Origin of the sequence: Psychromonas sp. SP041, assembly GCF_000470315.2 — a bacterium.
Taxonomy (GTDB): Bacteria; Pseudomonadota; Gammaproteobacteria; order Enterobacterales; family Psychromonadaceae; genus Psychromonas.
In genome coordinates this window covers 16,163-41,268 of record NZ_CBRF02000021.1, presented here as the reverse complement: position 1 = coordinate 41,268, position 25,106 = coordinate 16,163, and the positions used below count along the sequence as shown (strand labels likewise).

Annotated in this window: 16 protein-coding genes and 1 tRNA gene; 8 read left to right on the top strand and 9 right to left on the bottom strand. The window is 35.5% G+C overall.

The window, feature by feature from the left end; translation table 11 throughout:
- Positions 1 to 209: 209 nt before the first annotated feature.
- Positions 210 to 818: a MarC family protein gene (locus SP041_RS12585; protein WP_025564615.1), complete on the bottom strand. Its 609-nt coding sequence runs from the start codon at positions 816 to 818 to the stop codon at positions 210 to 212.
- A 482-nt stretch (positions 819 to 1,300) separates the two neighbouring features.
- A tRNA-Trp gene (locus tag SP041_RS12580) sits at positions 1,301 to 1,376 on the bottom strand.
- 375 nt (positions 1,377 to 1,751) lie between these two features.
- Here SP041_RS12580 and SP041_RS12575 point away from each other — a divergent pair.
- The 4 genes from SP041_RS12575 (at position 1,752) to SP041_RS12560 (ending at position 10,513) form a co-directional block, all read left to right on the top strand.
- A complete protein-coding gene (locus SP041_RS12575; RefSeq protein ID WP_025564614.1) occupies positions 1,752 to 2,879 on the top strand; it encodes a phosphoserine transaminase in 1,128 nt (375 codons plus the stop codon).
- Between the two features lie 794 nt (positions 2,880 to 3,673).
- Positions 3,674 to 5,038, top strand: a complete 1,365-nt coding sequence (gene gorA / locus SP041_RS12570) for a glutathione-disulfide reductase (RefSeq protein WP_137297873.1) — start codon at positions 3,674 to 3,676, stop codon at positions 5,036 to 5,038.
- An 888-nt stretch (positions 5,039 to 5,926) separates the two neighbouring features.
- Positions 5,927 to 8,089: a hypothetical protein gene (locus SP041_RS12565; protein WP_137297872.1), complete on the top strand. Its 2,163-nt coding sequence runs from the start codon at positions 5,927 to 5,929 to the stop codon at positions 8,087 to 8,089.
- 579 nt (positions 8,090 to 8,668) lie between these two features.
- A complete protein-coding gene (locus SP041_RS12560) occupies positions 8,669 to 10,513 on the top strand; it encodes a polysaccharide lyase family 7 protein (RefSeq protein WP_025564585.1) in 1,845 nt (614 codons plus the stop codon).
- Between the two features lie 1,256 nt (positions 10,514 to 11,769).
- Here SP041_RS12560 and SP041_RS12555 read toward each other — a convergent pair.
- The gene (locus tag SP041_RS12555) at positions 11,770 to 13,569 is read right to left on the bottom strand and encodes a transporter (protein ID WP_025565832.1); all 1,800 of its coding nucleotides are present in this window, start codon (positions 13,567 to 13,569) and stop codon (positions 11,770 to 11,772) included.
- 800 nt (positions 13,570 to 14,369) lie between these two features.
- Here SP041_RS12555 and SP041_RS12550 point away from each other — a divergent pair.
- A complete protein-coding gene (locus SP041_RS12550) occupies positions 14,370 to 15,110 on the top strand; it encodes an oligogalacturonate-specific porin KdgM family protein (RefSeq protein WP_025565833.1) in 741 nt (246 codons plus the stop codon).
- An 850-nt stretch (positions 15,111 to 15,960) separates the two neighbouring features.
- Here SP041_RS12550 and SP041_RS12545 read toward each other — a convergent pair.
- The 3 genes from SP041_RS12545 to SP041_RS12535 all read right to left on the bottom strand — a co-directional run bounded on the left by SP041_RS12545 (position 15,961) and on the right by SP041_RS12535 (position 19,721).
- The gene (locus SP041_RS12545; protein WP_025564577.1) at positions 15,961 to 16,686 is read right to left on the bottom strand and encodes a 3'-5' exonuclease; all 726 of its coding nucleotides are present in this window, start codon (positions 16,684 to 16,686) and stop codon (positions 15,961 to 15,963) included.
- A 29-nt stretch (positions 16,687 to 16,715) separates the two neighbouring features.
- Positions 16,716 to 18,578: a putative nucleotidyltransferase substrate binding domain-containing protein gene (locus SP041_RS12540; protein WP_025564576.1), complete on the bottom strand. Its 1,863-nt coding sequence runs from the start codon at positions 18,576 to 18,578 to the stop codon at positions 16,716 to 16,718.
- A gap of 429 nt (positions 18,579 to 19,007) precedes the next feature.
- On the bottom strand, positions 19,008 to 19,721 hold the full coding sequence (locus tag SP041_RS12535) for a FadR/GntR family transcriptional regulator (protein WP_025564575.1): 714 nt from the start codon (positions 19,719 to 19,721) through the stop codon (positions 19,008 to 19,010).
- Between the two features lie 464 nt (positions 19,722 to 20,185).
- Between SP041_RS12535 and SP041_RS12530 the strand changes: the two genes are divergently transcribed.
- Entirely contained in the window at positions 20,186 to 20,422 is a 237-nt protein-coding gene (locus SP041_RS12530) for a DUF1059 domain-containing protein (protein ID WP_025564574.1), read from the top strand.
- Positions 20,423 to 20,493: 71 nt separating this feature from the next.
- Here the strand turns inward: SP041_RS12530 and SP041_RS12525 are convergent, their stop codons facing one another.
- The gene (locus SP041_RS12525) at positions 20,494 to 20,937 is read right to left on the bottom strand and encodes an Lrp/AsnC family transcriptional regulator (RefSeq protein ID WP_025564573.1); all 444 of its coding nucleotides are present in this window, start codon (positions 20,935 to 20,937) and stop codon (positions 20,494 to 20,496) included.
- 106 nt (positions 20,938 to 21,043) lie between these two features.
- Here SP041_RS12525 and SP041_RS12520 point away from each other — a divergent pair, with 106 nt between their 5' ends.
- The gene (locus SP041_RS12520; protein WP_025564572.1) at positions 21,044 to 21,634 is read left to right on the top strand and encodes a LysE family translocator; all 591 of its coding nucleotides are present in this window, start codon (positions 21,044 to 21,046) and stop codon (positions 21,632 to 21,634) included.
- 122 nt (positions 21,635 to 21,756) lie between these two features.
- Here SP041_RS12520 and SP041_RS12515 read toward each other — a convergent pair whose 3' ends face one another.
- Both SP041_RS12515 and lgt read right to left on the bottom strand, forming a co-directional pair.
- Positions 21,757 to 22,608: a thymidylate synthase gene (locus SP041_RS12515; RefSeq protein ID WP_025564571.1), complete on the bottom strand. Its 852-nt coding sequence runs from the start codon at positions 22,606 to 22,608 to the stop codon at positions 21,757 to 21,759.
- Positions 22,608 to 23,444, bottom strand: a complete 837-nt coding sequence (lgt, locus tag SP041_RS12510) for a prolipoprotein diacylglyceryl transferase (RefSeq protein WP_025564570.1) — start codon at positions 23,442 to 23,444, stop codon at positions 22,608 to 22,610. The genes SP041_RS12515 and lgt overlap by 1 nt, the downstream gene beginning before the upstream one ends.
- Before the next feature lie 368 nt (positions 23,445 to 23,812).
- Between lgt and sstT the strand changes: the two genes are divergently transcribed.
- Positions 23,813 to 25,045, top strand: a complete 1,233-nt coding sequence (sstT, locus tag SP041_RS12505) for a serine/threonine transporter SstT (RefSeq protein ID WP_025564569.1) — start codon at positions 23,813 to 23,815, stop codon at positions 25,043 to 25,045.
- Positions 25,046 to 25,106: the final 61 nt, after the last annotated feature.

The following is a 25,106-nucleotide window of genomic DNA, read 5'->3' as shown; positions in this document are numbered from 1 at the left end:
TGAATGTTTAGTCATGAATGTTTAGCCATGAATGTTTAGTCATGAATGTTTAGCCATGAATGTTTAGCCATGAATGTTTAGTCATGAATGTTTAGCCATGAATGTTTAGTCATGAATGTTTAGCCATGAATGTTTAGCCATGAATGTTTAGCCATGAATGACGATTGTTAATAACCAAACCAAATCCTTACAGCAAATCGATTTAAACATCACATGGCAAAATACTCTTTAATACCTGCCAATACATTCGCCACAGCAACAGAAGCTAATACCATTCCCATCACACGACTAATCAAACTTGCCCCAGCATTACCAATAACACGATGAATATGACTAGCCAGTAACATTAATATAAGCGTAATAATTAACACTAAGATCATAACTAAAGCAGTTTGTGTTTGTTCCCAAAGAGAGTAACTCGCATTTTCAGTTAACAAAACAACTGCTAGCATCGCACCAGGGCTTGCGATTGAAGGTGTCGCAAGTGGGAAGATCGCCGTTTCGCTTTCCTTAGGTGCAATCTTAAGCTCGATATCTGGTTTACTTTCACCAAAAATCATTGAAAGTGCAAATAAGAATAAAATGATTCCACCCGCTATTTGAAATGCCGATAAAGGAATCTCAATTGAGGTTAAAATATATTCTCCTGCGGCTAAGAAAAAAAGCAAGATAATCGCCGCATATAATGAGGCTTTTATAGCTACCTTCCTTTTCTCTTTTTTATTAAAACGACTTGTCACCGCAATAAAAACGGGAATAGTACCGATAGGGTCTATGACAGCAAACAAAAAAATAAAAGTAGCAACGTAATCAATCATATCGGTTCCATTTCAGTAGGGGTTAATTTCCATCGTTGCATCTATTTTGAATAATTCACAATTATTAATAATCTAATACACAGCCTATTATTAAAGCCAAGTTACATTATGAGCAGGCTTTATTACAAGTATAAATCAGTTATTTTAACCCGCTAAATAAAACCATTATTTATTTGAATTAATCATATTCAACACTCATAACCTAAAGAGTTGAAAACAAAGTAACGAGCTCAATAAATAAACCTAATGCAATAGCTTTATTAATAACAATATAAAAACATTAAAAATAAAGGTATTGAGAGGACTACATGGGAGTTCCACTGGAAATAGAATAGTAAACCAGCTGAAACAAGTAGAAATATAGGGAGTCGATGAGATATTGATAATTTAGAAATGGGCAGTTCAGAAATAAACCGTTTAGAAATAGGTAAGCTAGAAACGAAAAAACCCTAACGATTTCTCGCTAGGGTTTCATCTGAATGTGGCAGGGGTGGAGAGATTCGAACTCCCAACATACGGATTTGGAATCCGTCGTTCTGCCGTTGGAACTACACCCCTGCAGACCGAACGGATAATACCTAAGCCAATTTTAAAGTAAAGCGGTTTTTTTCCAAACTTAAATGACTGCTTGTAAAACAAACAAATTTAATAATCATCTTATATAAATAATGACCTTAATGGACTGTGCTTAGATTCTGTAGGGGCTATCTTAAATATTAAGATAAAAAAGATAATGAAGAAACGATTCAAAACAACTATAAATGACAATAAGTCTTGTTGTTTATGCTTGTTTTTCAAGCATGATCTGAATCCAAGATGCTGTACAACATCATTAAATAAAATTATTTTTTATCTTCCCCCATTATCAGCTTAGTAATACACTTAGTTTTTAATCAATATCATGCAATTGTTTCTTTAAAAGGACCTGAACGAATGAGCAGCCCACAACCTACGATTAAACCAACGACACCTAATTTCTCATCTGGCCCTTGTGCTAAACGTCCCGGTTACGATATTAACAAATTAGATTTAAGTACTTTAGGCCGCTCACATCGTTCTAATATTGGTAAAAATGCATTGCAACAAGTGATCACTGATACGGCTGAGTTATTAGGCTTACCAGAAGGTTATCGTGTTGGTATTGTTCCCGCTTCAGATACGGGTGCAATGGAAATGATCATGTGGTCAATGTTAGGTCCACGTGCTGTTGATATTTGTTATTGGGAATCTTTTGGTCAAGGTTGGTATGCAGATATCACTAAGCAATTAAAACTACCCAACGTAAATGAAATTAAAGCGGATTACGGTCAGCTACCAGATTTAACACAAGTAAAACCAGAGAATGATTGTATTTTTACCTGGAACGGTACGACCTCTGGTGTAAAAGTAGAGAATGCAGACTTTATTAGTGATAACCGTGAAGGTTTAACAATTTGTGATGCGACATCCGCTGTGTTTGCGATGGAAATGCCATGGGAAAAGTTAGATGTCACTACGTTTAGCTGGCAAAAAGTGTTGGGCGGCGAAGGTGGACACGGTGTGATTATATTAAGTCCTCGTGCTGTTGAGCGTTTAGAGAGTTACACACCGAGTTGGCCATTACCTAAAATATTCAGATTAACGGCAGGCGGAAAGTTAATTGACGGTATCTTTACTGGCGCGACGATCAACACCCCTTCTATGTTATGTGTTGCAGATTATCAAGATGCATTAAATTGGGTCAAATCTATCGGTGGTGTTGCTGCAAGTATTAAAAAATCGCAAGATAACTTAGCAGTGCTATCATCATTTGTAGACAATAATGAATGGATTAACTTTTTAGCAGAAAAAGAAAGTAGTCGTTCTAATACAAGTGTTTGCCTATCAGTTAACTTATCAAACGATCAATTAAAGCAATTCATCAAATTACTAACAGACAAAGAAGTCGCTTTTGATATTGCAGCCTATAAAGACGCACCAAGTGGTTTACGTATTTGGTGTGGTAGTACGGTAGAAAAAAGCGATTTAGAAGCCCTAATGCCATGGTTAACATGGGCTTATCAAACAGTTACTAACGCTTAGCGTGTAAATCAAAACCGTTTGACCACGAAGGTACGAAGGGTAAAGAAGTTAAGGTCAAAAGCAATTTAACCACGAAGCCACGAAGGATAAAAAAGTTAAAGGCAACGGCTAAAAATATAAAAAACTTCTTATTAATCATTAGCTTTTCTTCGTGTCCTTCGTGAAGCGTAGCGCTTCGTGGTAATTTGGTTTTTAAGTCAAAAACAATTTAACCTCGAAGCCACGAAGCCACGAAGGGCAAAGAAATTAAAGACAATGGCTAAAAATATAAAAGAACTTATTCTTAATCATTAGCTTTTCTTCGTGTCCTTCGTGAAGCGTAGCACTTCGTGGTCGTTTGGTTTTTAAATCAAAAGCAATTTAACCACGAAGAAACGAAGGGTAAAAAAGTTAAAGATAATGGCTAAAAATATAAAAAACTTCTTATTAATCATTAGCTTTTCTTCGTGTCCTTCGTGAAGCGTAGCGCTTCGTGGTAATTTGGTTTTTAAGTCAAAAACAATTTAACCACGAAGAGACGAAGGATAAAGAAGTTAAGGTCAAAAGCTAAAAACCATAAAATAGCTTTTTCATTATTATCTTTTCTTCGTGGTAATTTAGCTTTTAAGTCAAACTCAATTTAATCACGAATACTGAAAATACACATTTAACATATAAAAAATTTGTCCCCATAAAACACAAAATTAATTACAAACTCTATAGTTTTTTACTGCAATGCTGTAACTTACTCTTCATAAAAATAATTAAACCAGTCTTACTACCTAACATACAACACTAGAAAAATGAGGTGCACCATGAGCAACAAACAATTCGATTTTGATTACATTTGTATCGGTGGCGGAAGTGGCGGCATTGCTTCAGCTAATCGAGCGTCAATGTACGGTGCAAAAGTAGCGATAATTGAAGCTAAAGATCTAGGTGGTACCTGTGTAAATGTTGGTTGTGTTCCTAAAAAAGTGATGTGGCATGGTGCACAAGTTGCTGAAGCTATTAATCTTTATGCTGAAGATTATGGCTTTGATTTAGATGTTAAAGGATTTAACTGGGCGAAAATGGTTGAAAACCGCCAAACTTATATCGGACGTATCCATGAATCTTACGATCGTGTTCTAGGTAATAATAACGTTGAAGTGATTAAAGGTTTTGCCACTTTTGTTGATAAAAATACAATAGAAGTGAATGGTAAGCAGATCACAGCTCAACATATCACTATTGCAACAGGTGGGCGCCCTACTATCCCTAACGTACCAGGCGCAGAGCTAGGTATTGATTCCAATGGTTTCTTCGACATTGTTGAACAACCTAAGCGTGTCGCGATTGTTGGTGCGGGTTATATCGCCGTTGAAATTGCAGGCGTATTAAGCGCATTAGGAACAGAAACACACCTGTTCGTGCGTAAGGAATCACCATTACGTAGTTTTGATCCATTAATAGTAGACACTTTAGTTGAAGTAATGGCTGCAGAAGGCCCTACTCTACATACTCACTCAACACCTAAAGAAGTAACTAAAGAAGCAGATGGTAGTATTACCCTGCATCTTGAAAACGGACAAAGCCAAAATGTTGATACTTTAATTTGGGCAATAGGCCGTCACCCTGCAACAGACTCTATTAATCTAGCTGCAACGGGTGTTGAAACAAATTCAGCAGGTTATATCAAAGTAGATGAATACCAAGAAACAAACATTCCGGGTATTTATTGTGTTGGTGACATTATGGAAGGCGGTGTTGAATTGACACCTGTTGCCGTTAAAGCAGGACGTCAACTTTCTGAACGTTTATTCAATAACAAACCAGATGCAAAAATGGATTATGATTTAATTCCAACGGTTGTATTTAGTCACCCGCCTATCGGCACTATCGGCTTAACAGAACAAGAAGCCATTGAGCAGTACGGTGAGAAGAGCGTAAAAGTATATCAATCAGGTTTTACTGCAATGTACACCGCTATCACTAAACACCGCCAACCTTGTAAAATGAAACTAGTTTGTGCTGGTGAGAATGAAGTTGTTGTTGGTTTACACGGTATTGGTTTTGCTGTTGATGAAATGATCCAAGGCTTTAGTATTGCAATGAAGATGGGCGCAACTAAAGCAGACTTTGATAGTGTTGTAGCAATACATCCGACGGGTTCTGAAGAGTTTGTTACTATGCGATAACCACTTATTATTGTAATTCTTTGTAGTTACCGTATTCAGAAAGTAACGCAAATGGGCTTTATGTGGCTCTAATGCGTTACTTTTTCACTTTCATCATTTAACCCAGCCTTTTAACTTCCACTTTTCAGTTTCCTTAGAAATGATACTTTTCCTTATATACCCGTTAGATCTTCCTCTTTTTACTTAGCGTTTGTTCACCTTGCCGCTTGCTGAATTTTGTATCTTGAATGGTAACGGGCATAGCTATATTGAAATGCCCTTACTTCTTGCTTCAAAGTGTCGTCACTTAATTTGAGTAATTTAATCCAGATAGTAAAGTTCCCAAGCGTGGCTTTGCTTTAAAAAATCAATTTATAATTAACAAGTCGACTCTATAAAATGAGCAAGTTTAAGTTCACTTTTAACGGTAAAAGTCATAATAAGAATTAATTATAAGTGACTGATCTGTATTAAAAACTTATACCTTCAAGTAGATAGTCATCCAAATTCATTATTCATACAAAACTATAAATACTATTACATTATTGAAATATTAGCATTTACATCTTAAAGCTAAACACCCCTTAATAATAAAAAACAAAAAAAACCATAAAGCACTGATAAATAAAAACTTAAATAAGATTTTAATTATAAGAACTACTTTTGAAAAATAAAAACCAATATAGTTCAAAAAGATAAAATGGATTTAATGTGTCAAAAATCATTAAATAAACATACAAATAAATTTCAAAACACTCTAAAAAATGATGACTAGATCTACTTTATGATACATATAAAAAGACTAATGAGAGCAAGATCATTTTATGGCGTCGTCGGGTTTGACCCTTTTTAGCTATTCCTTAACAATCATCTAGCAAATACAAAAAATAATTCATTAAGGAGAAATACATGCGCAAGGCTAAGAAGGGACAAAAAATGAAATTAACTAAAATAGCAGCTGCAATACTAAGCACAAGTTTAGTATTTGGTTGTGGTAGTGATTTAGAGTTCCAAGAACCAACTCCAGACCCAGTTGTAGAAACTGATCCTGGCACAGGAACAGAAACAGAAACAACTTCAAATTTAGGTGCGCGTATACTAGATACTACTGTTGGTGATACTGGTGAATTAAGAATTGTACTTGAAGATCAAGCATCCGTAAGTAGTATTCTAGAAGGCCAAGTAAGTGCAACGATTCAATTACAAGCAGATGCCGATACGACTCAAGTTGAGAATGCAGCTGGTGATAACTTAACCAACTCAGCGTTCATAACACTTTATTCTTCAGCAAATTCATCAACAGGTACACACGGCGAAATTATTATCATTAGTGACGGTAGAATTAGATACCGTGATAGCTCTGGCTCTCAACAAACTATTGAAGGCTTAACTTACACTCCAGGTGATGCGATTGATGTTGTAGTTGCATGGGATGAAACGACTTATTCACTATCGATAGATGGCGGAGCTACTTTCTCAGAATCTTTTGAAAGTAGAGATCCAACAACAGTGCAAACAGTTGCATTTAGATTGGGTGGTAATGACGATGTATCTACATTTGAGCTAAACGTAGATGATATTGTTATTTTAGACCAAACAGCAGAAGTCTACAGTGATGACTTTAATGATGATGTTGAAGGTGACTCATTAGTACCTCCTTACAATACTAGTTCTTCTGAAGCAACTTCTGAGCTATTAAACTTTGGTGGCGAAGTTACTGAAGATGACGCAGAAGAAGTCGTCGTAGATGAAACGGGCGTAAATCTAGGGGCTCGCATATTAGATACCACTGTTGGTGATACCGGTGAATTAAGAATTGTACTTGAAGATCAAGCATCCGTAAGTAGTATTCTAGAAGGCCAAGTAAGTGCAACGATTCAATTACAAGCAGATGCTGATACGACTCAAGTTGAGAATGCAGCTGGTGATAACTTAACCAACTCAGCGTTCATAACACTTTATTCTTCAGCAAATTCATCAACAGGTACACACGGCGAAATTATTATCATCAGTGACGGTAGAATTAGATACCGTGATAGCTCTGGCTCTCAACAAACTATTGAAGGCTTAACTTACACTCCAGGTGATGCGATTGATGTTGTAGTTGCATGGGATGAAACGACTTATTCACTATCGATAGATGGCGGAGCTACTTTCTCAGAATCTTTTGAAAGTAGAGATCCAACAACAGTGCAAACGGTTGCATTTAGATTGGGTGGTAATGACGATGTATCTACATTTGAATTAAACGTAGATGATATTGTTATTTTAAATCAAACAGCAGAAGTATACAGTGATGATTTTAATGATGATATTGAAGGTGACTCATTAATACCTCCTTACAATACTAGCTCTTCTGAAGCAACTTCTGAACTATTGAACTTTGGTGGCGAAGCTACTGAAGATGACGTAGTAGAAGAAGAAGTCGTTGATGAAACGGGCGTAAATCTAGGCGCACATATACTAGATACCACTGTTGGTGATACTGGCGAATTAAGAATTGTACTTGAAGATCAAGCATCCGTAAGTAGTATTCTAGAAGGCCAAGTAAGTGCAACAATTCAATTACAAGAAGATGCCGATACGATTCAAGTTGAAAATGCAGCTGGTGATAACTTAACCAACTCAGCATTCATAACACTTTATTCTTCAGCAAATTCATCAACAGGCACACACGGAGAAATTATCATCATCAGTGATGGTAGAATTAGATACCGTGATAGCTCAGGCTCTCAACAAACTATTGAAGGCTTAACTTACACACCTGGTGATGCGATTGATGTTGTAGTTGCATGGGATGAAACGACTTATTCACTATCGATAGATGGCGGAGCTACTTTCTCAGAATCTTTTGAAAGTCGAGATCCAACAACAGTGCAAACGGTTGCATTTAGATTGGGCGGTAATGACGATGTATCTACATTTGAGCTAAACGTAGATGATATTGTTATTTTAGACCAAACAGCAGAAGTCTACAGTGATGACTTTAATGATGATGTTGAAGGCGACTCATTAGTACCTCCTTACAATACTAGTTCTTCTGAAGCAACCTCTGAGCTATTAAATTTTTAGTAGTTAGACGGTTGAAAATGAAGTCATAATTATTTCAGGTCAAACTTGATAAATATTAAAAATATCGTTCATGAAAATGAACGATATTTTTTTGTTTATATTCAATGAATATCATTAAGAACATCACATTTTAAAAAAATTGTCGTCATCCAGCATCAATCACAACAATTAACCTATCTATTTTATTTGTTAAAATAACTTATTTCTTCATTGTAAACTTCGTAAAGAGAACATCATTTAACTCAATTTATGCCTTAAACTAAGTCATTTTTCCTGCGCAAAATTTAGATAACTTATTTAATGTAATTAGTATAATCAGTTTCTAAAACTACCTTTTATACCAACTCAAAGTATTAAGTCCATATAATATATTTCCACTTAATCAACAAAAACATATCTCTAGCATTAATCATCTTTACATCAATATTGACTGCCAACTTATCACTTTTAAAACATTATAATTTGCCCATTTTTTATTTGTATTATAATTGAATCTGAATACGATTAACCGCTCAAAATAGAGAGACAACGCTAACCTGAAACAGCGCTCATTAACCTTTATTAAATGGAATTTTTACTGTGAAATATAAATTAACAAGCACTCTTTTATTAACATTATTACTCAGCGCTTGTGGTGGTGGAGGCGGTAGCTCTTCTGACTCAAGTTCAACAAATACAAACTCTACTAACACTGGATCTACAGACTCGGAATCTAGCGTTGAATATACTGGCGTACCTTATGATTATTCCCAATATGTGGACGCACTTGATAATGCAAATTTACAACAAACAGACCTATCTGATTGTACTGATGATGACATTAATAATACTTGCTCAAAATCTGATGTTGTTGATGCAGGAGAATATGAAGGTTATGACAGCGAATACTTTTATATTGATACGGATTCAGGTTTGTTAACCTTTGAAATGGAAGGTGATAGTAATCGCACTGAACTTCGCTTCACAGAAAACTTTTTAACTAACTCGGCTGATACAAAATATACGTTAACTGCTGATATATTACCTATTTCACCATCTACATCGGTTGCCAATAGTACCGATGGTGAAGAGATCACTTTATTACAGGTACATAACAAGGGTACGGCAGGCGTAACTGACAATAGTGTTTTATCACATCCTTTATTACGTGTTGTCTGGGATGGTGAAAACCGTACTGACGATGTCACTGGTAATTCATATAGCAATGCTTATTGGGCCATCATTAAAACAAATGCTGACGAGTGTAAGAATGAAAGTAATCCTAACTACAATGATAATTGCCCAGACTCGTATGACTTCTATTACTTGAGTGATTACGATGCAAATAGCCCCACTAATTTTGAAATTATAGTAGGTAATGAAACATTAATTATTAATGTAGATGATGACAATAAAGTTAATATTAATATCGATTACTGGGCAAATTTATACAGCTATTTTAAAGCCGGTGTTTATAACCAATATACAAATGGTAATAGTGTCGTACAGTTTAAGACAATCACTTATAGTGAAAGCGATTATAATGATGAAACAACATCACTAGACATGAATGCACTAGACCCAGACCTTCCACCGTCAGATAACTTCGATCTTTCGACATGGAACTTAAGTGTGCCGATTGATAATGGTGAAGGTGACGGTTATGCAAAAGCAACGACAATCACAGTAGAAGAATTAAATGATGGTTATGAGTTAGAAAACTACTTTTGGACTGATACAACCGATGGCGGTATGGTTTTTAGAAATTATATCGGAGGAGCCCGCACATCTTCAGGCACTTCATACTCTCGAACAGAATTCCGTGAGATGTTGCGAGGTGAAAATACTCGCATTAATACTCAAGGCGTTAATGAAAACAACTGGGTATTCAGTAATGCACCAGAAGATCAACAAGATGATGCAGGTGGTGTAGATGGTAATATGGTCGCAACATTAGCCGTTAATCATGTAACAAGTACAGGCAATAGTTCTCACCAAGGCCGCGTCATTATTGGTCAAATACATGCAGCAAGTGATGAGCCTGTTCGCCTATATTACCGTTTATTAGATGGTCACACTAAAGGGTCCATTTACATTGCCCATGAACCAAGTAATGGTAACAGTGAACAGTGGTACAACATGATTGGTTCAAGAAGTAATAGTGCAAGTGAGCCTGAAGATGGTATTGAACTGGACGAAAAATTCAGTTTTGAAATTGATGTTGTTGGCAATACTCTGAACGTTAGCATTATGCGAGATGATAAAGACACTGTCACTCAAACTGTCAATATGGAAAACAGTGGTTATGATGGATACTATGTAAAAGACGGGGAAACACTCGAAGACTATATGTATTTTAAAGCAGGAGCTTATAACCAAAATAACTCAGGCGATACTTCTGATTATGTACAGGTAACCTTCTATTCTTTAAGTAAAACACATTAACAAAAGATCTAAGCATTAACTTTTTTAAACATCTTGTTAAATTTACTTATTTAGCCAATTATTAAGCAATTAATAATTGGCTTTTTTATACAATAAGTTCCCCATAAAAAAACACTCTAAGTCATAACCACTGACCTAACAGTTGAGACTTCATCACACTAAAACCTCCTTATTGTTACTACCCTTTTCTGTATTCAAACAGCCTATACCCGTTACCAATCCAGATGTATTATTCAATCGTTAACTCGGATACCAATACAAGGCGTAACATGACGACAATAACGAGTCCTTATCGAATGTTACAACGCAGTATTGGTTTGCTGAATTGACGATACGCAGGAGAAGTCGTGAGACAACCACCTTCGTTGCTATAAAGTATCGATTTAACCCGTTAGATCTTTACCTTTATGCCTAGAATTTGTTTGCGTCACAATTTACGGATTTTTGCACCTTGAATGGAGACCGGTATATATGATGAAAAAACACTATAAATACTTCAAATAACCCTCAAATTCCATTCGATTTTAAAAACCATAGATAATACATAAGGCTAATTATGGAGTAATGAATTCTACTCAAACTTATAAGACGATTAAGGGTTACAGCTTACGGCTATAGTTAGAATTAATGCAACGAGTGGCACTACGAGTTTATATTCTTTCAAAGGGAAGCGTTTTATTATAAAACTAATAATGACGGTAGTTTAAGCGAACGAGGATAAAATAATATAGCCTCAATGAAAGGGCCTAGATAGCCGATCACACAATAACCCTATCTAGTGTCAATAAGGTATAAAACCAATGGCAGAGAACGGTTATGTGATTGTAAGCAAGGTGTAATGAGTCAGTCTAACTATAAACAGAAAAGCTTCCAGCGATTGTATTAGCAGCACTTACCTTTCTATTGCTCACCTTAAATTTAATAATGCCTCATTCATTAATAATACCAATGGAATTAAATAAGTGATCAGAAATTGCGCAGGAAAAATTAACACTAATAAGGCGTGAGTTGTAGAAGATAGTTGTTCTCACTTCAAAACTCAGAACGCAGTTAGGAGTAATTTTAACCAGCAAGAATGATCACCTTATTAATTCTTTTGGTATAACCATCAAATAAAGCCTGTGGTTGATACACCAAGATAGAGAACGCCTATTTATAGGGATAGTTATAGGCTTGATGATAAATAAAAAGCAAAAAAAAACGGTTAGATAAACTAACCGTTTTTATGAACTGATGTTAATCAGAGTAAAGAGAGATTAATTTGTTTCAGGTAATCTATCTTTATCTTCATCGTCGTCGTCATCACTTACATTGCTATCAACCGCATTAACTAACAGTAAACCGATAGCTAGTACAATACCGCCACATAATACAAAGATTAAACTTTGCATGAATGGGTTTGGTAAGAAGAACATTGTCATAATACCAACACCAGCGAAGCTAATTAATAGGCCAAGCATTTTACGTTGTTTGTTATCAAGACGTTGTTGAGCGTTAGACTCGTTGTGTAGAGGAGTCGCTAAGTTGTTGAAGAAAGTATCAACATCTTTTTCACGTTCAGGTGATAGTTTTTTGTAGAACAACATAGTACTACAGAAGAAACCACCAGTAATAACGATATGACCTAGTAGACCAAGACCTACTTTAAGGTCTTTCCATTCACGACCAGTTAACGCTGTATCTAAGTTGAACCAGTTTTGAATATCTGCGGCAGAGATAACTAAACCGACGTAGTAAGATACACCAGCACCAACAATCAATGTTGCCCAAGCAGCCCAATCCGGTGTTTTACGGATAAAGAATCCACAGAACGCTGGAACAGTCATAGGGAAGCTGATTAACGCACCTACGTACATCATTGTATCAAATAAGCTCAGACCTTTTAATGAGTTAATAAATAACGCCACTAAAATAATGATAATACCAAATACCGTTGACGTAATTTTAGAACAAGTTACTAACTCTTTTTCAGTTGCCTTTGGACGTAAAACAACTTGGTAGAAGTTTTTAACAAAGATACCTGAGTTACGGTTTAGACCAGAATCCATTGAAGACATAGTCGCCGCAAACATTGCAGAGATAAGTAAACCAACCATACCTACAGGCATGTATTCATCTACGAAGTAAAGGTAAGCATAATCTGCTGCTTTTTTACCAGCTTCAGGGTACATAGCTGTTAAATCAACACCAGTAGATGCTAAGAACCAACTTGGTAGGAACCAAATGATTGGACCAATTGTCATTAAGATACAAGCTAGTAACGCAGCTTTACGTGCATTTTTTGAATCTTTTGCCGCAAGGTAACGGTAAGAGTTAAGCATGTTATTAGTAATACTGAATTGCTTAACAAAGATGAAGAATGACCATAAAGCGAAGATGCTGAAGTAGTTAATTTGTGTACCAACAAGGAAAGTAACTTCTCTTGTTTGCTCAAAACCTTCAATGATGTTTGAAATACCACCACCTTGGTTAAGCGCTACAATCGCACAAGTAATCGTTACAGACATAATAATAACCATCTGCATAAAGTCAGATGCGATTACCGCCCATGAGCCACCAGTTACCGACATAATTAGTACAACAATACCTGTTGCCCAAATAGTCGTTTCAATATCAACACCGAAGATACCAGAAGCAATGATAGCAAGACCATTCAACCAGATACCTGCGTTGATAACACTGTTTGGCATACCCGTCCAAGTAAATACTTGTTCGTTTTTACTACCAAAACGTTGGCGTACCGCTTGAATTACCGTTACAACACGTAGTTGGCGGAATTTAGGAGCGAAGTACAAGAAGTTCATCAAGTAACCGAATGCGTTAGCAATAAAGATAATCGCAACAGTAAAACCATCGTTATAAGCTTTACCAGCAGCACCAGTAAATGTCCACGCACTAAATTGGGTCATGAAGGCAGTTGAACCTACCATCCACCAGAGCATGTTACCGCCCCCACGAAAGTAATCACTTGTATTTGTGGTGAATGTTCTAAACATCCAACCGATGGCAATAAGGAATAAGAAATAAACCCCTACCACTAATATATTAAAATCCATATCAAGACCCTTTGTGTTATTAAGATTGGCACGACCATATCTCAGAGAGAGGATTAATTGTATTACAATAATAAAAGTATGTGATTGAAATCATATTTAATGGATAGTGATGACAAAGAACTTAATCTAGATCAGATTTAACTGATTAATGCTACGTCATTAACAAGAAGTGATAAGTATCAAAGAATCAATAGAAATTAGATAAAACAAAACAATAAACAGATAAAATTTGAAGTAAATAAACACTATTATCATCAATAAAAACAATAGATAAGATGCTTTTATTGATTAGATTAATACCAACTTACTTAAGATCTTCGTTAATAACATATCTCACTGAAAGGCTCTATATAAAGTAATGGCTTATGAAATGTTAAATTTATAGAACACACACCTGAATGCGTTTGCCACAGAGTAAATAGAAAAACAACAAAGTACTGAAAAATAAAGTCACAAAAAGAACAAATATGTTACCTAGCTCTCTATACGAACTAATAATTTAGTTAAACAAAACAACAAGACACACATAAAGCATTGATAATAAAAGATAAAATAATGTAAGGATTAACTTGTTAAATTTTGACACAAAAAAATTAGAGCGAACTCACAGAACAAAACCGCAATAATTATGTATTCTATTTGTATTATGAAATGCCAATACAAATCAGGTGTGGCATAAAAAGTCTTTCGGTTTTAATGCTTTCATAGGGAAGATTGATTGTTTAAAAGTAAACACAACACCCTAATATATGCAGCAACAAAACCAAAATATAAAATTAAAATCAAATTGGATGATAAAAATGAAATTACAAAATAAATTAATTTTTGCTGTTGCAACAACCGTATTAGCAAGTGCTGCTTCTGCTGCACAAATTGACTTCCGTCATGAGTGGAGAGCGAATGATCATAGAGAAAAAAGCCGAGTTAAATTAGGTACAGGCTACAACATAGAAAGCGTTGATAATTTGAAAGTCAACCTTGGCATGGAAATGAAGTTTGAAAGTACGGATAGAACAAAAACACTTAGTGAAATAACACTTACAGAAACAGAATTAGATTTAGGCTTAACGTACAAAATAGGTAAATGGCAAATCAAACCAGGTATGCCGATTGCGCTCACTGATCGTAAAATCACCTACAAACCTCAACTTCGTGTTGTTTATAAATCAGACTTTGGGTTAATAACTGCATTACGTTACCGTCATGAATTTGCAAACTACTCAGATCCAACTGATGGCGATACCAATGTTGAAACAGGTAATAAAGTAAATCGACCAACTAAATCTAAAGTAACATTAACAGGTGCTTATAAAATTGATTCCCTTCCTAACCTTAAACTAAGTTATGAAGCAAACTACATAAAATCATGGGATAAAGTAAGACAATTTAATAACAAAGATTGGGAATATGATGCAGGTATCGTTGTCGGCTACCAATTTGGTGACTGGCGTCCATTTGCAGAGATCTGGACTGTAGATGAAAGCTCAAGCTCAAGTTCAAGACAAGCACGTTACCGCGCAGGTATTAAATATAAATTCTAAACCTTAAAATGATTAATTGAGTCTAATCATAAAAGCCGCTTAGGAAACTAAGTGGCTTTTTTTGTATCTATACCCGTTACCATTCAAGATGTAAAAAATCAGCAAGTAGTAAGGTAAACAGATTCTAAGTATAAAGGTAAAGATCTAACGGGTTAAATCGAGGCTTTATTAATACGAAAAGAATTAATAAGATGATCATTCTTGCTGGTTAAATCCCCCTAACTGCGCTCTGAGTTTTGAAGTGAGAACAACTACCTTCTACAACTCACGCCTTATTAGTGTTAATTTTTACTGCGCAATTTCTGATCACTTATTTAATTCCATTGGTAAACGACCAAGGTAGTTGCCTTGCAGGTCATGTAACGTTCGATAAGGGCTCGCTATTGTCATCATGTTACGTCTTGTATTGGTGTTCTAGCTAACGACTGAATAATGCATCTTGATTGGTAATGGGTATATAATCCACATTAAAATGTATTTAGTAAAACGACCCATATAAAATATTTCTTATTGTTAATGCTGATAATAACACCTCGCGATCTGCCTCTGACACCTACTTTCTACTCTCCTCCTCCCTCTTTAAAGTCAAATAAATATAACTTACAAACTGAATTTAAAGATAACAATTTAATGTGAATTATAAGATAAAATATATATTATAAATATTCGTTAAACACTTAGCTTTTATACTAAATTTTTTATTTGTATTACTTATAAGATCACTGATTGTAACTGCTAAATTTAGATACAAAGTTATATGTGCGGAAGTCAAAAAGCCCCTCAATAATTAGTAATTTAACTATTGAGGGGCTTTTTAGGAAAAATAATCAAGCTATCATAAGCATTGTGTTTATAGTGCTCTTGTATAATCAAACTTCATGTGGCGTACGCTTGAATCTGTTCCTTCAAAATGAATTTTGAGTAACGCTAAATAAAGCTCGCCTGCCGCTAAAGAGTCAACCAAAGCACCGTGAGCAGAGTATTCAGGTAGATTATGGCGTGCTCTAATAGATCCTAAACGAAAGTCATCTGTTGCAGAGTCATCTTTGTACATATGTAATGACTTCTCCATTTGCAAAGTATCGGCCCACAATAAAGGAAGTGGAGGTAATTTATATTGTTTCGCAATGTAATGGTTTAAAAAACGTTTCTCAACCACACTGCCGTGCACAATAAGTACTTTGCCCACCGACTCGGCTAAAAATGTATCCATCACTTCTGCCCATGGTTTACCTTGTTCAAGCATTTCTGGGACAATATGATTAATAACAGCTGTTTCAGCTTTGATATTTTCAGCTGATTGAATCAGTGTCTCTACCGCTTCACTGAGTAATAACTGTTGTTTTATTAAAGGTAGATAGCCCACACTTAATAATGAGTCGTTTTTAGGATCAAAACCAGAGGTTTCAAAATCCACCGATAGATAATCGAGTGAAAAAATATCATCGTCTAAGCTTGGTAAAGGAGCTGATAATAGTGCTTTAATATTATCAGGTACTTCATGGCTAGCTAAATACCGCTCACGTTCACGCTTTAATTTATTTAATGGATGGAAATGATTTAAAATGGCACGCATAAATTCTCTCTTTCGCTCAAAGTAATTGATTACTGACGATCAAACTTCAATTTTGTATATTCCTGTAGATCAGCAATAATTCTAAATGCGTCTTTTAAATGTTTTCTTTCAAAGCTACCAAAAGTATCTGGGATAATATTATTATCAGGCACTTTCCCTTCTTTTAATGCACTTAACTGATGAGATAAGCGTACTTGTGTTAGGAACTGGAATGACCCTTGTACATTTTTCAACATCTCTTCACTTAATAAATTATTTTCATGAGCATGATTGAAACGCGCCATCGTTTCAGCTTTTTCAGAACCTGATGATAAACCGTAAATACGTGCTAAATCGACTAACAAATTAATAGCAAACTTTTTAATATTCAGTGTTTTAGAATTCTCACCACTTTTTTCCAATACAAGGGAGTTAAAAATACCTAATGGAGGATTGACCGACACAGAATCTCGTACCATAGAAGATAAAAACACATGTGAATCTTTAATACTGGAAAATAGATGAGCTTGAAGTTCTTTGTTGAAGCTTTCATTACCGTATAACCAACGTGTTTCTAAAAACACCGTTACATTTAATAAACTTTCATACTCTGGATTTGCTACCCATTTACTGTAAGAGGCTTTCCACACTTTTAAAGGCATACACCATTTAGGGTTAACAGCCATGAATTTACCGCTACATAATGGATAAGCACAAGCATCTAATGAATTACACACCCACATTGCTAACCCTTGGAAGTAAATACGATCTGCTGCAGTGGCTGTATCCGCTAAAATAATTGCATTATCTTGGTCCGATAACATATGCACTTCATTTCGAGCATGAGATCCCGCTACAATCCAAGCAAACTCACAAGGCGGTTTACCAAAGTGCCCTTCAGCCATTTGTAATAATTTACGATTATACGCATCCATTATCATGGTCATTACATGGCCAATAATGTCACCACTCACTTTCCCTTCTACTAATGCTTCAAATATCGCTTGACGCTCTGGGGTTAACTTAGTGAGATCGGCAACGGTATTTGCGTATTTAATTTTTTCAATTAAAAAGACCGCTTGGATTCTATTGTTACGCACCAAATGTGTTGTTGTTAAAACACCTAAAACATTATTACCTTCAACAACGGGTAAACTACGCACGTTATTTTGCATCATAATAGATGATGCTTTTAATACTAAGTCATTAGGTCCAACAGTTAATGGATTAGGCGTCATTATTTCTTTAACTGGTCGGTTATAATCCAGCCCAGCGACGATCACACGTTTAGTCATATCTCGGTCAGTAACTAAACCAATGATTTTACCATTTTCTGTAATCACAGCAGTCGGAGAACAAACTGCCATTATCTCTTCAGCTACTTTTCTTATTGGTGTACTAGAATCAACAACAACAATTTTATCACTTGATACTTCAGAGACTTTTTTAACAAACACCCCTTTTTCACTGTCTGACCACACAACATCTAAAGCAGAATGCAAACGTACTTGTACATTACTAGCAAAATGCTCAGCAAAGTCTGGGTATTCATCTAATAGATTCAAAAGGTCTGAATGAGGAACTAAATATAATAAGGTGTTTTCTATGGCAATTGCGCTGTAGTCTTCTTGGGATTCTTTATGCTCGTCAAGGAAAGTAAAGCCGAATAAATCTTCTGCGCCTAATTTCGCACGTAACATACCGTTATGTTTACGTTGTTCCATCGAACCAGTGCGAATCACATATAAATAACGTAATTCATGCTCTCCACCAAAATGAACTTGCTCACCTTTCGCTAAATAAGAAATTTTAATGCAGCAGGCTATTTTGCGTTGTAGATCTTTAGGTAACTTATCAAAAGGATCGATTTTAGATAGGAAGTCGTGAATATTGGGAATTAATGTTTGAGGCATAAATAATCCTTTAAAAATATAGCCATTTAATGCAAAAAGCCATGCTCGATTATTAGAGGATGGCGAGCATATTACTTTAGTGTGGAGAGTGATCAACTGAATCTAACAGGCTCAATAACAAGCGCTTAGTTTTCTAAGATCTGATAGTACACTAACCTTATTCACAGCTTACTTATGCAGCGCTAAAAGAGACACATAAACATTATTTAAGTTAAGGTTAAGCGCAACAATATAATAGGTTTAGCAATTTTGTAATACAATAAACACTAGCAGTACTTTTCATATATAAAAAGATAAAAAATATTAGAAATTGACTGTTAGTTTGAATATAAATATAAGATTAAAGCCTAATGGCTTGAGCACGTTTATTCATCATTAATACCACTATTTTCTAACCATTTAACGTAGCTTAGTAGTCATTCATTATTATTAACTACTACCTGGTAAACGGCGCTTACTCTTACTTAACAAGTCAATATTTGCTTGTCGTGCTTTCGATGAATCACCTGCCATAATCGCAGAGTAAATCGCTCTATGTTCATTAATACAAGTACTGCCTCTAACCGATGAATGTGTAATAAAGCTTTTAAACATCGTGCACAAGACATTAGCAAAAGGTAAATAAAAACTGTTACCGGTAGATAAAAAAATCAAACGGTGAAATTCCATATCAGCTTCAGTCCAGCTTTCAAGCTCAAAATCCTTAGAGATATCATCCATTCGCTGAAAAGTAGCGGACAACAAAATACGTTGTTGCGCGGTAGCATTTTCTGCAGCAAGTGCAGCGGCTTCTGGCTCTAATGCATTACGTAAAGAGAGGAAGTCTCGATAAACAGCATTGTTATCTCCAATATCAATTAACCAATCTAATAATTGAGAATCTAAAAAATTCCAATTTTCTCGGTCAGTAACACGTGTTCCAACCTTTGGTTTTGACTCTAACAACCCTTTTGATGTGAGCAATTTAATCGCTTCTCTTAATGAGGTTCTGCTGACTTTAAATTGCTCACACAGTGTCATTTCACCAGGAATTATCTCATTTTGAGCAACTTCTCCTGAAAGTATTTTACGAGCAATTTCACGTGCAACTTGCACATGTAAGCTACGTTTTACTCCAGCTATTTCTACAAATGCATTCTGCATAAGGACCCTTATCTTTATTATATTGAATTAATAGTAATACAAATAAAGTGGGTTTGATATACGATCAACCATGCCTCTTTATCTTCTGTGATTTACATAGGGAAATAATAGTGTTCTTTTGTATTATATGTGAACTAATACCCAATCATATTAGGCACAAAAAAGAAGCTGCGCCAATGATAGTTTTTGTAGAGCGGTCGGTTATAGTATAATATTTAATCACACAGAAAATACTCACATTGAGCTATACTGATTATATTAATCATACGCTCTAAATTTCATGCAAAAAACAATTCAATCTCAGGTATAAATTAATATGAATAGTTATTCTATTTATGAAGTTTATACTGAAAAAATGAATTGTTTTAGCCAGTAGAATCAATCAGCTATTTATCAATATTAGTTTTATATCAATAAATAGAAACCACTAAAGGTTAGCGACCATTATCGTATAAGGGATCATAATGAAAACAATGTCATGCAAACAATTAGGGGGAGCTTGTGAGCAATCTTTCCAAGCTAAAACATTTGAGGAATTAGTAGAACAAAGTAAATTACATGCAATGGAAATGTTTATGCAGCAAGATGAAGGACATCTTGAAGCGATGCAAAAAATTCAAGCATTAATGAAAGATCCAGAAGCAACTAAAGCTTGGTATGACGCCAAAGAACAAGTATTTAATGCTTTAGCAGAAGACTAATTAAAGCAGAAATAATTAGCTTACTAAATACATAAGCTATTTTTTAACCCTCAATGTTGAATAAATAGAAATCAAGCTCTTAAATCCTTGGGGCTATCCATCACAACCGATGTAGATATAGACTGCACTTGTTTAATAGAACCTAACACCTCTGAATGAAACTGTTTATAGGCGGATAAGCTAGTGGTCTCTACTCTCAACAAGTATTCTTTAGCACCAGTGATATTATGACATTCGACGACTTCTTTCGCTCCTTCAATGGATAACTCAAAGTGTTTTTGCGCGGCATTACTGTGATCAGATAAACCAATTTCAACATACGCAATAAACTCAATGCCCTGCTTTACTGGGTTTAATAGCGCTCTATAACCGACAATGGTTTTATTGTGCTCTAACTCTTGTACTCGCCTTAAGGTTGCAGAAGGTGATAACCCAATACGAGTTGCTAATTCAACATTCGATAAACGTCCATTTAATTTCAGCTCTTGCAATATTCTTTCGTCAAATCTATCCATAGCCAACTTATCTTGTGAAATTAATGATTTTCAAACAAATATAGACACAAAATTTACTGATATTCCCTTTAATATACAAGCATAAATTCATAAAAGAGTGCTGCACATGGAATATACACAATTATTGGCCTTATTTAGTTTTGCAATTGTAAGTAGCTTTTCACCAGGGCCAAACAATATTATGTTAATGACGTCAGGTGCTAATGTGGGGTTCTATCGCACTATTCCACATATGCTCGGAATCATTACAGGTTATAGCGTAATGTTATTGTTGATAGGATTTGGCTTGATGCAATTCTTGTTACAATACCCTGTACTACAAAATACGTTACAAATAGTATGTTTGGTTTATTTAGTCTATTTAGCTTACAAAATAGCAACGAGTAAAATGAGCCATCAGGCGCAATCTCAATTTAAACCGATGTCTCTTCTTTCTGCAGCAAGCTTTCAATGGATCAACCCTAAAGCTTGGTCTATGGCTTTCTCTGCGATTACAGTTTATAGCGCGGATATTGACTATATAACAGCAGTGCTGATGATTATTGCAGTCTTTGCAGTCGTCAATGTGCCCTCTGCTTGTGCTTGGACATTAGCGGGTAAAAAAAGTCGAGATATATTATCGAATCCACAACGATTGATGTATTTCAATTATTCAATGGCAATCTTGTTAATTGTGTCTGTAGGATTCAGTTTATAATTGCGTCAAAATAAAAAGGCCACCAGCGGATTAAGCTAATGGCCTTTTTGCATTAATAATATCTTAATAATAATCAGCGTTGATAACAGGTCATGTTAATAACAATCTATTATATCAATAATTTAGACTGAAAATGGGTACTTAATTGGATCATGACATTGGTAACCAACAACTTCAAAATCATCCATTGTCACCCATGTTTCTAAATCTTCTAATGACGTTATTTTAGGGTTAATTTTTAATTGTGGTGATTCGAAAGGCTCCCGTTTCAACTGTACATCTTTCATAAGCTCTAATTGATCTTCATAAATATGAGCATTAACAATTTTATGGTAAGCCTTACCTGCTTTTTTACCAGTTATCTGTGCTATTAATGCCAAGAAAGCAAACACTTGAACTTGGTTAAAATTCAGCCCTAGCGGGACATCACACGACCGTTGATAACTGGTCAGATGCAATGTATCACCTAATAAAGAAAAGGTATGAGTGTGCATACAAGGACGTAAGCAACCTAACTCAAATTCACCTGGGTTATAAAAAGTCAGTATTTCTGCGCGATCATCGATGCCGTTTTTTAAGTTATCAACAATCTTCTTTAATTGATCCAAGGTGCTGCCATCAGGCTTCATCCAAGAACGACCTTGAACGCCGTAAACACGTCCCATGTCATCTTCGCCCTTACGGTGTGCACTATTCAACCAGACTTCATTTAAATTAGCATTCGCATCCCATGTTTTAGCCCCTAAAGCACGGAAGTCAGCTGCATTATCATAACCACGGATATAACCTAAAAATTCAGCAATAGCTGATTTATAAAAGCTCTTACGTGTTGTGATCATCGGAAATTGATTATTACCAACATCGTATTCTAAATCAGCATTGATAACCGTCAGGCAACGTTTACCTGTACGCTCATTTTCAATCCAAGTACCTTCATCAATAATGCGTTGGCATAGCTGTAAATACTGTTTCATTATTTATTACCTTTATTGTTTTTTGCTTTATTAGGTACGACTTGCACTGGGTTCTTTTTATAAGCATAAAACATTAAAGCTGAGCCAATAATGATCATAGGCAACGATAGAATTTGTCCCATACTCATATTAAATGTCAGTAAACCTAACTGAGCATCAGGCTCACGAGCAAACTCAATAATAAATCTGAACGTACCGTAACCGAGTAAGAATAAACCTGCTACTGAACCGGCTGGTTTAGGTTTACGGATAAATAAAATTAAGATAATAAATAACACCACACCTTCTAAAGCAAATTCATAAAGTTGTGATGGATGACGAGGAAGTGGACCAGCATTGTAGAAAATCACACCGAATGGAGAGTCAGTCACTCTTCCCCATAGTTCAGAGTTAATAAAATTACCAATACGTCCTGCACCTAAACCAACCGGTAATAACGGTACAATAAAATCACCGACCGATAAGATAGAGCGTTGGTGACGTTTTGCATAAATAATAATAGCCGTCAGCACCCCTAATACACCGCCATGGAATGACATTCCGCCTTCCCATATTCTAAATAAGTACATTGGATTATCAATGAAGGTTGGAAATTGATAAAAGAATACGTAGCCGATACGTCCACCTAAAATAACGCCCATAAAGCCAGCAAATAAAAGATCACTTGCTTGTTCACGAGTCCAAACACCATTGGATTTATCACAGGCACGATTTGCCATCCAGAATGCACAAGCAAAACCAATAAGGTACATTAATCCATACCAGCGAATATCTATAGGACCGAGGCTAATAGCAATCGGGTCAATCTGGGGTAATACATAAGGAGATGAGGACATATTTTGCTCTAATTGATGAGTTTAATGGCGGTATCATAACGTAATTTGTATATATATTTAAATACAGCTTAAGGATTAAAATTTTTACGCTTAAAAATTCGGAAAAATAAACAAACCAAGTAATATTTCTAACACTTTCACCTTTAATCTTAAAAAATATCAATTACTGAATTAATTTACGCTTAATTATGCTATTTTCTGCGCCAAATTATGATCTGTATTAATTCTAATATGAGATTAGTCACTACAATCCCTTGTAGTCGTCATACCAAAATAGCGTTTGCTTCTACTAAGCGTTAAACCATTAATCACAGTGTCCATAAGACGTTTTATAGATACTATTAATAATAAAAAGATAGGACATACTTATGAGTTCAAGCCCCACCCTTATTCAACGAATGATGAACGGTAGCTTAGTATTACAAATTGTTGTTGGTATTATTGCAGGCGTTTGTCTTGCAACTATCTCACCAAGCACGGCTACATCAGTTTCATTTCTTGGTGGTTTTTTTGTTAGTGCGTTAAAAGCGGTTGCACCCATTCTTGTTTTCATATTAGTGGCATCGTCGATTGCAAATCAAAGTAAAGGCACGCACACTAATCTTAAACCTGTTATTCATTTATATTTAATCGGCACTTTATTAGCGTCTATTACTGCCGTTCTATTTAGTTACGTTTTCCCAACAGAGCTTGTATTAATAACGACTGATATCGTTGCATCTCCACCTGAAGGTATTTTAGAAGTATTAAATACATTGTTATTTAAAATTGTAGATAACCCAGTCAATGCTTTAGTAACAGGTAACTTCATTGGTATTTTGGCTTGGGCAATCGGGTTAGGTTTAGCGCTTCAACATGCGAATGAATCGACTAAGAATATGCTACATGACCTATCTTATGGCGTATCTAAAATTGTACAACTAGTGATTCGATTAGCACCTATCGGTATTTTCGGTTTAGTCGCAACGACGTTTGCAGAAACAGGCTTTGACTCATTAATTGGCTACTCTCACTTATTAGCGGTATTAATTGGCTCAATGTTATTTATTGCATTGGTTGTTAACCCGATCATTGTTTATATCAAGCTAGGCACTAACCCTTACCCGTTAATATTCCAATGTTTACGTGAGTCAGGTGTTACCGCTTTCTTCACACGTAGTTCTGCAGCTAACATTCCTGTGAACATGGCATTATGTGAAAAATTAGATTTACATGAAGATACTTACTCAGTTTCTATCCCACTGGGTGCAACCATCAATATGGCGGGTGCGGCAATCACGATTACAGTATTAACACTAGCAGCTGTCCATACCTTAGGAATTGAGTTTGATATTTTAACAGCTATTTTATTAAGTGTTGTTGCAGCAGTATCTGCTTGTGGAGCTTCTGGTGTTGCAGGTGGTTCACTACTATTGATTCCACTAGCCTGTAGTTTATTTGGTGTGCCGAATGAAATTGCAATGCAAGTTGTTGCGATTGGTTTCATTATTGGTGTCGTTCAAGACTCCGCTGAAACAGCGTTAAATAGTTCAACAGATGTTATCTTTACCACTGCTGCTTGTCGTGCAGAAGAAGCTAAGAATTTAGCCGCGAAAAGCTAAAGCATGAGCGATTAATTTAAAACAAAAAAAACCGATCAATTGATCGGTTTTTTTATAGATG

What these genes read in the sequence shown, in the direction of transcription:
- SP041_RS12585 (WP_025564615.1), bottom strand. Translation starts at nt 818, where the DNA reads ATGATTGATTACGTTGCTACTTTTATTTTTTTGTTTGCTGTCATAGAC.
- SP041_RS12575 (WP_025564614.1), top strand. Translation starts at nt 1,752, where the DNA reads ATGAGCAGCCCACAACCTACGATTAAACCAACGACACCTAATTTCTCA.
- gorA (WP_137297873.1), top strand. Translation starts at nt 3,674, where the DNA reads ATGAGCAACAAACAATTCGATTTTGATTACATTTGTATCGGTGGCGGA.
- SP041_RS12565 (WP_137297872.1), top strand. Translation starts at nt 5,927, where the DNA reads ATGCGCAAGGCTAAGAAGGGACAAAAAATGAAATTAACTAAAATAGCA.
- SP041_RS12555 (WP_025565832.1), bottom strand. Translation starts at nt 13,569, where the DNA reads ATGGATTTTAATATATTAGTGGTAGGGGTTTATTTCTTATTCCTTATT.
- SP041_RS12550 (WP_025565833.1), top strand. Translation starts at nt 14,370, where the DNA reads ATGAAATTACAAAATAAATTAATTTTTGCTGTTGCAACAACCGTATTA.
- SP041_RS12545 (WP_025564577.1), bottom strand. Translation starts at nt 16,686, where the DNA reads ATGCGTGCCATTTTAAATCATTTCCATCCATTAAATAAATTAAAGCGT.
- SP041_RS12540 (WP_025564576.1), bottom strand. Translation starts at nt 18,578, where the DNA reads ATGCCTCAAACATTAATTCCCAATATTCACGACTTCCTATCTAAAATC.
- SP041_RS12535 (WP_025564575.1), bottom strand. Translation starts at nt 19,721, where the DNA reads ATGCAGAATGCATTTGTAGAAATAGCTGGAGTAAAACGTAGCTTACAT.
- SP041_RS12530 (WP_025564574.1), top strand. Translation starts at nt 20,186, where the DNA reads ATGAAAACAATGTCATGCAAACAATTAGGGGGAGCTTGTGAGCAATCT.
- SP041_RS12525 (WP_025564573.1), bottom strand. Translation starts at nt 20,937, where the DNA reads ATGGATAGATTTGACGAAAGAATATTGCAAGAGCTGAAATTAAATGGA.
- SP041_RS12520 (WP_025564572.1), top strand. Translation starts at nt 21,044, where the DNA reads ATGGAATATACACAATTATTGGCCTTATTTAGTTTTGCAATTGTAAGT.
- SP041_RS12515 (WP_025564571.1), bottom strand. Translation starts at nt 22,608, where the DNA reads ATGAAACAGTATTTACAGCTATGCCAACGCATTATTGATGAAGGTACT.
- lgt (WP_025564570.1), bottom strand. Translation starts at nt 23,444, where the DNA reads ATGTCCTCATCTCCTTATGTATTACCCCAGATTGACCCGATTGCTATT.
- sstT (WP_025564569.1), top strand. Translation starts at nt 23,813, where the DNA reads ATGAGTTCAAGCCCCACCCTTATTCAACGAATGATGAACGGTAGCTTA.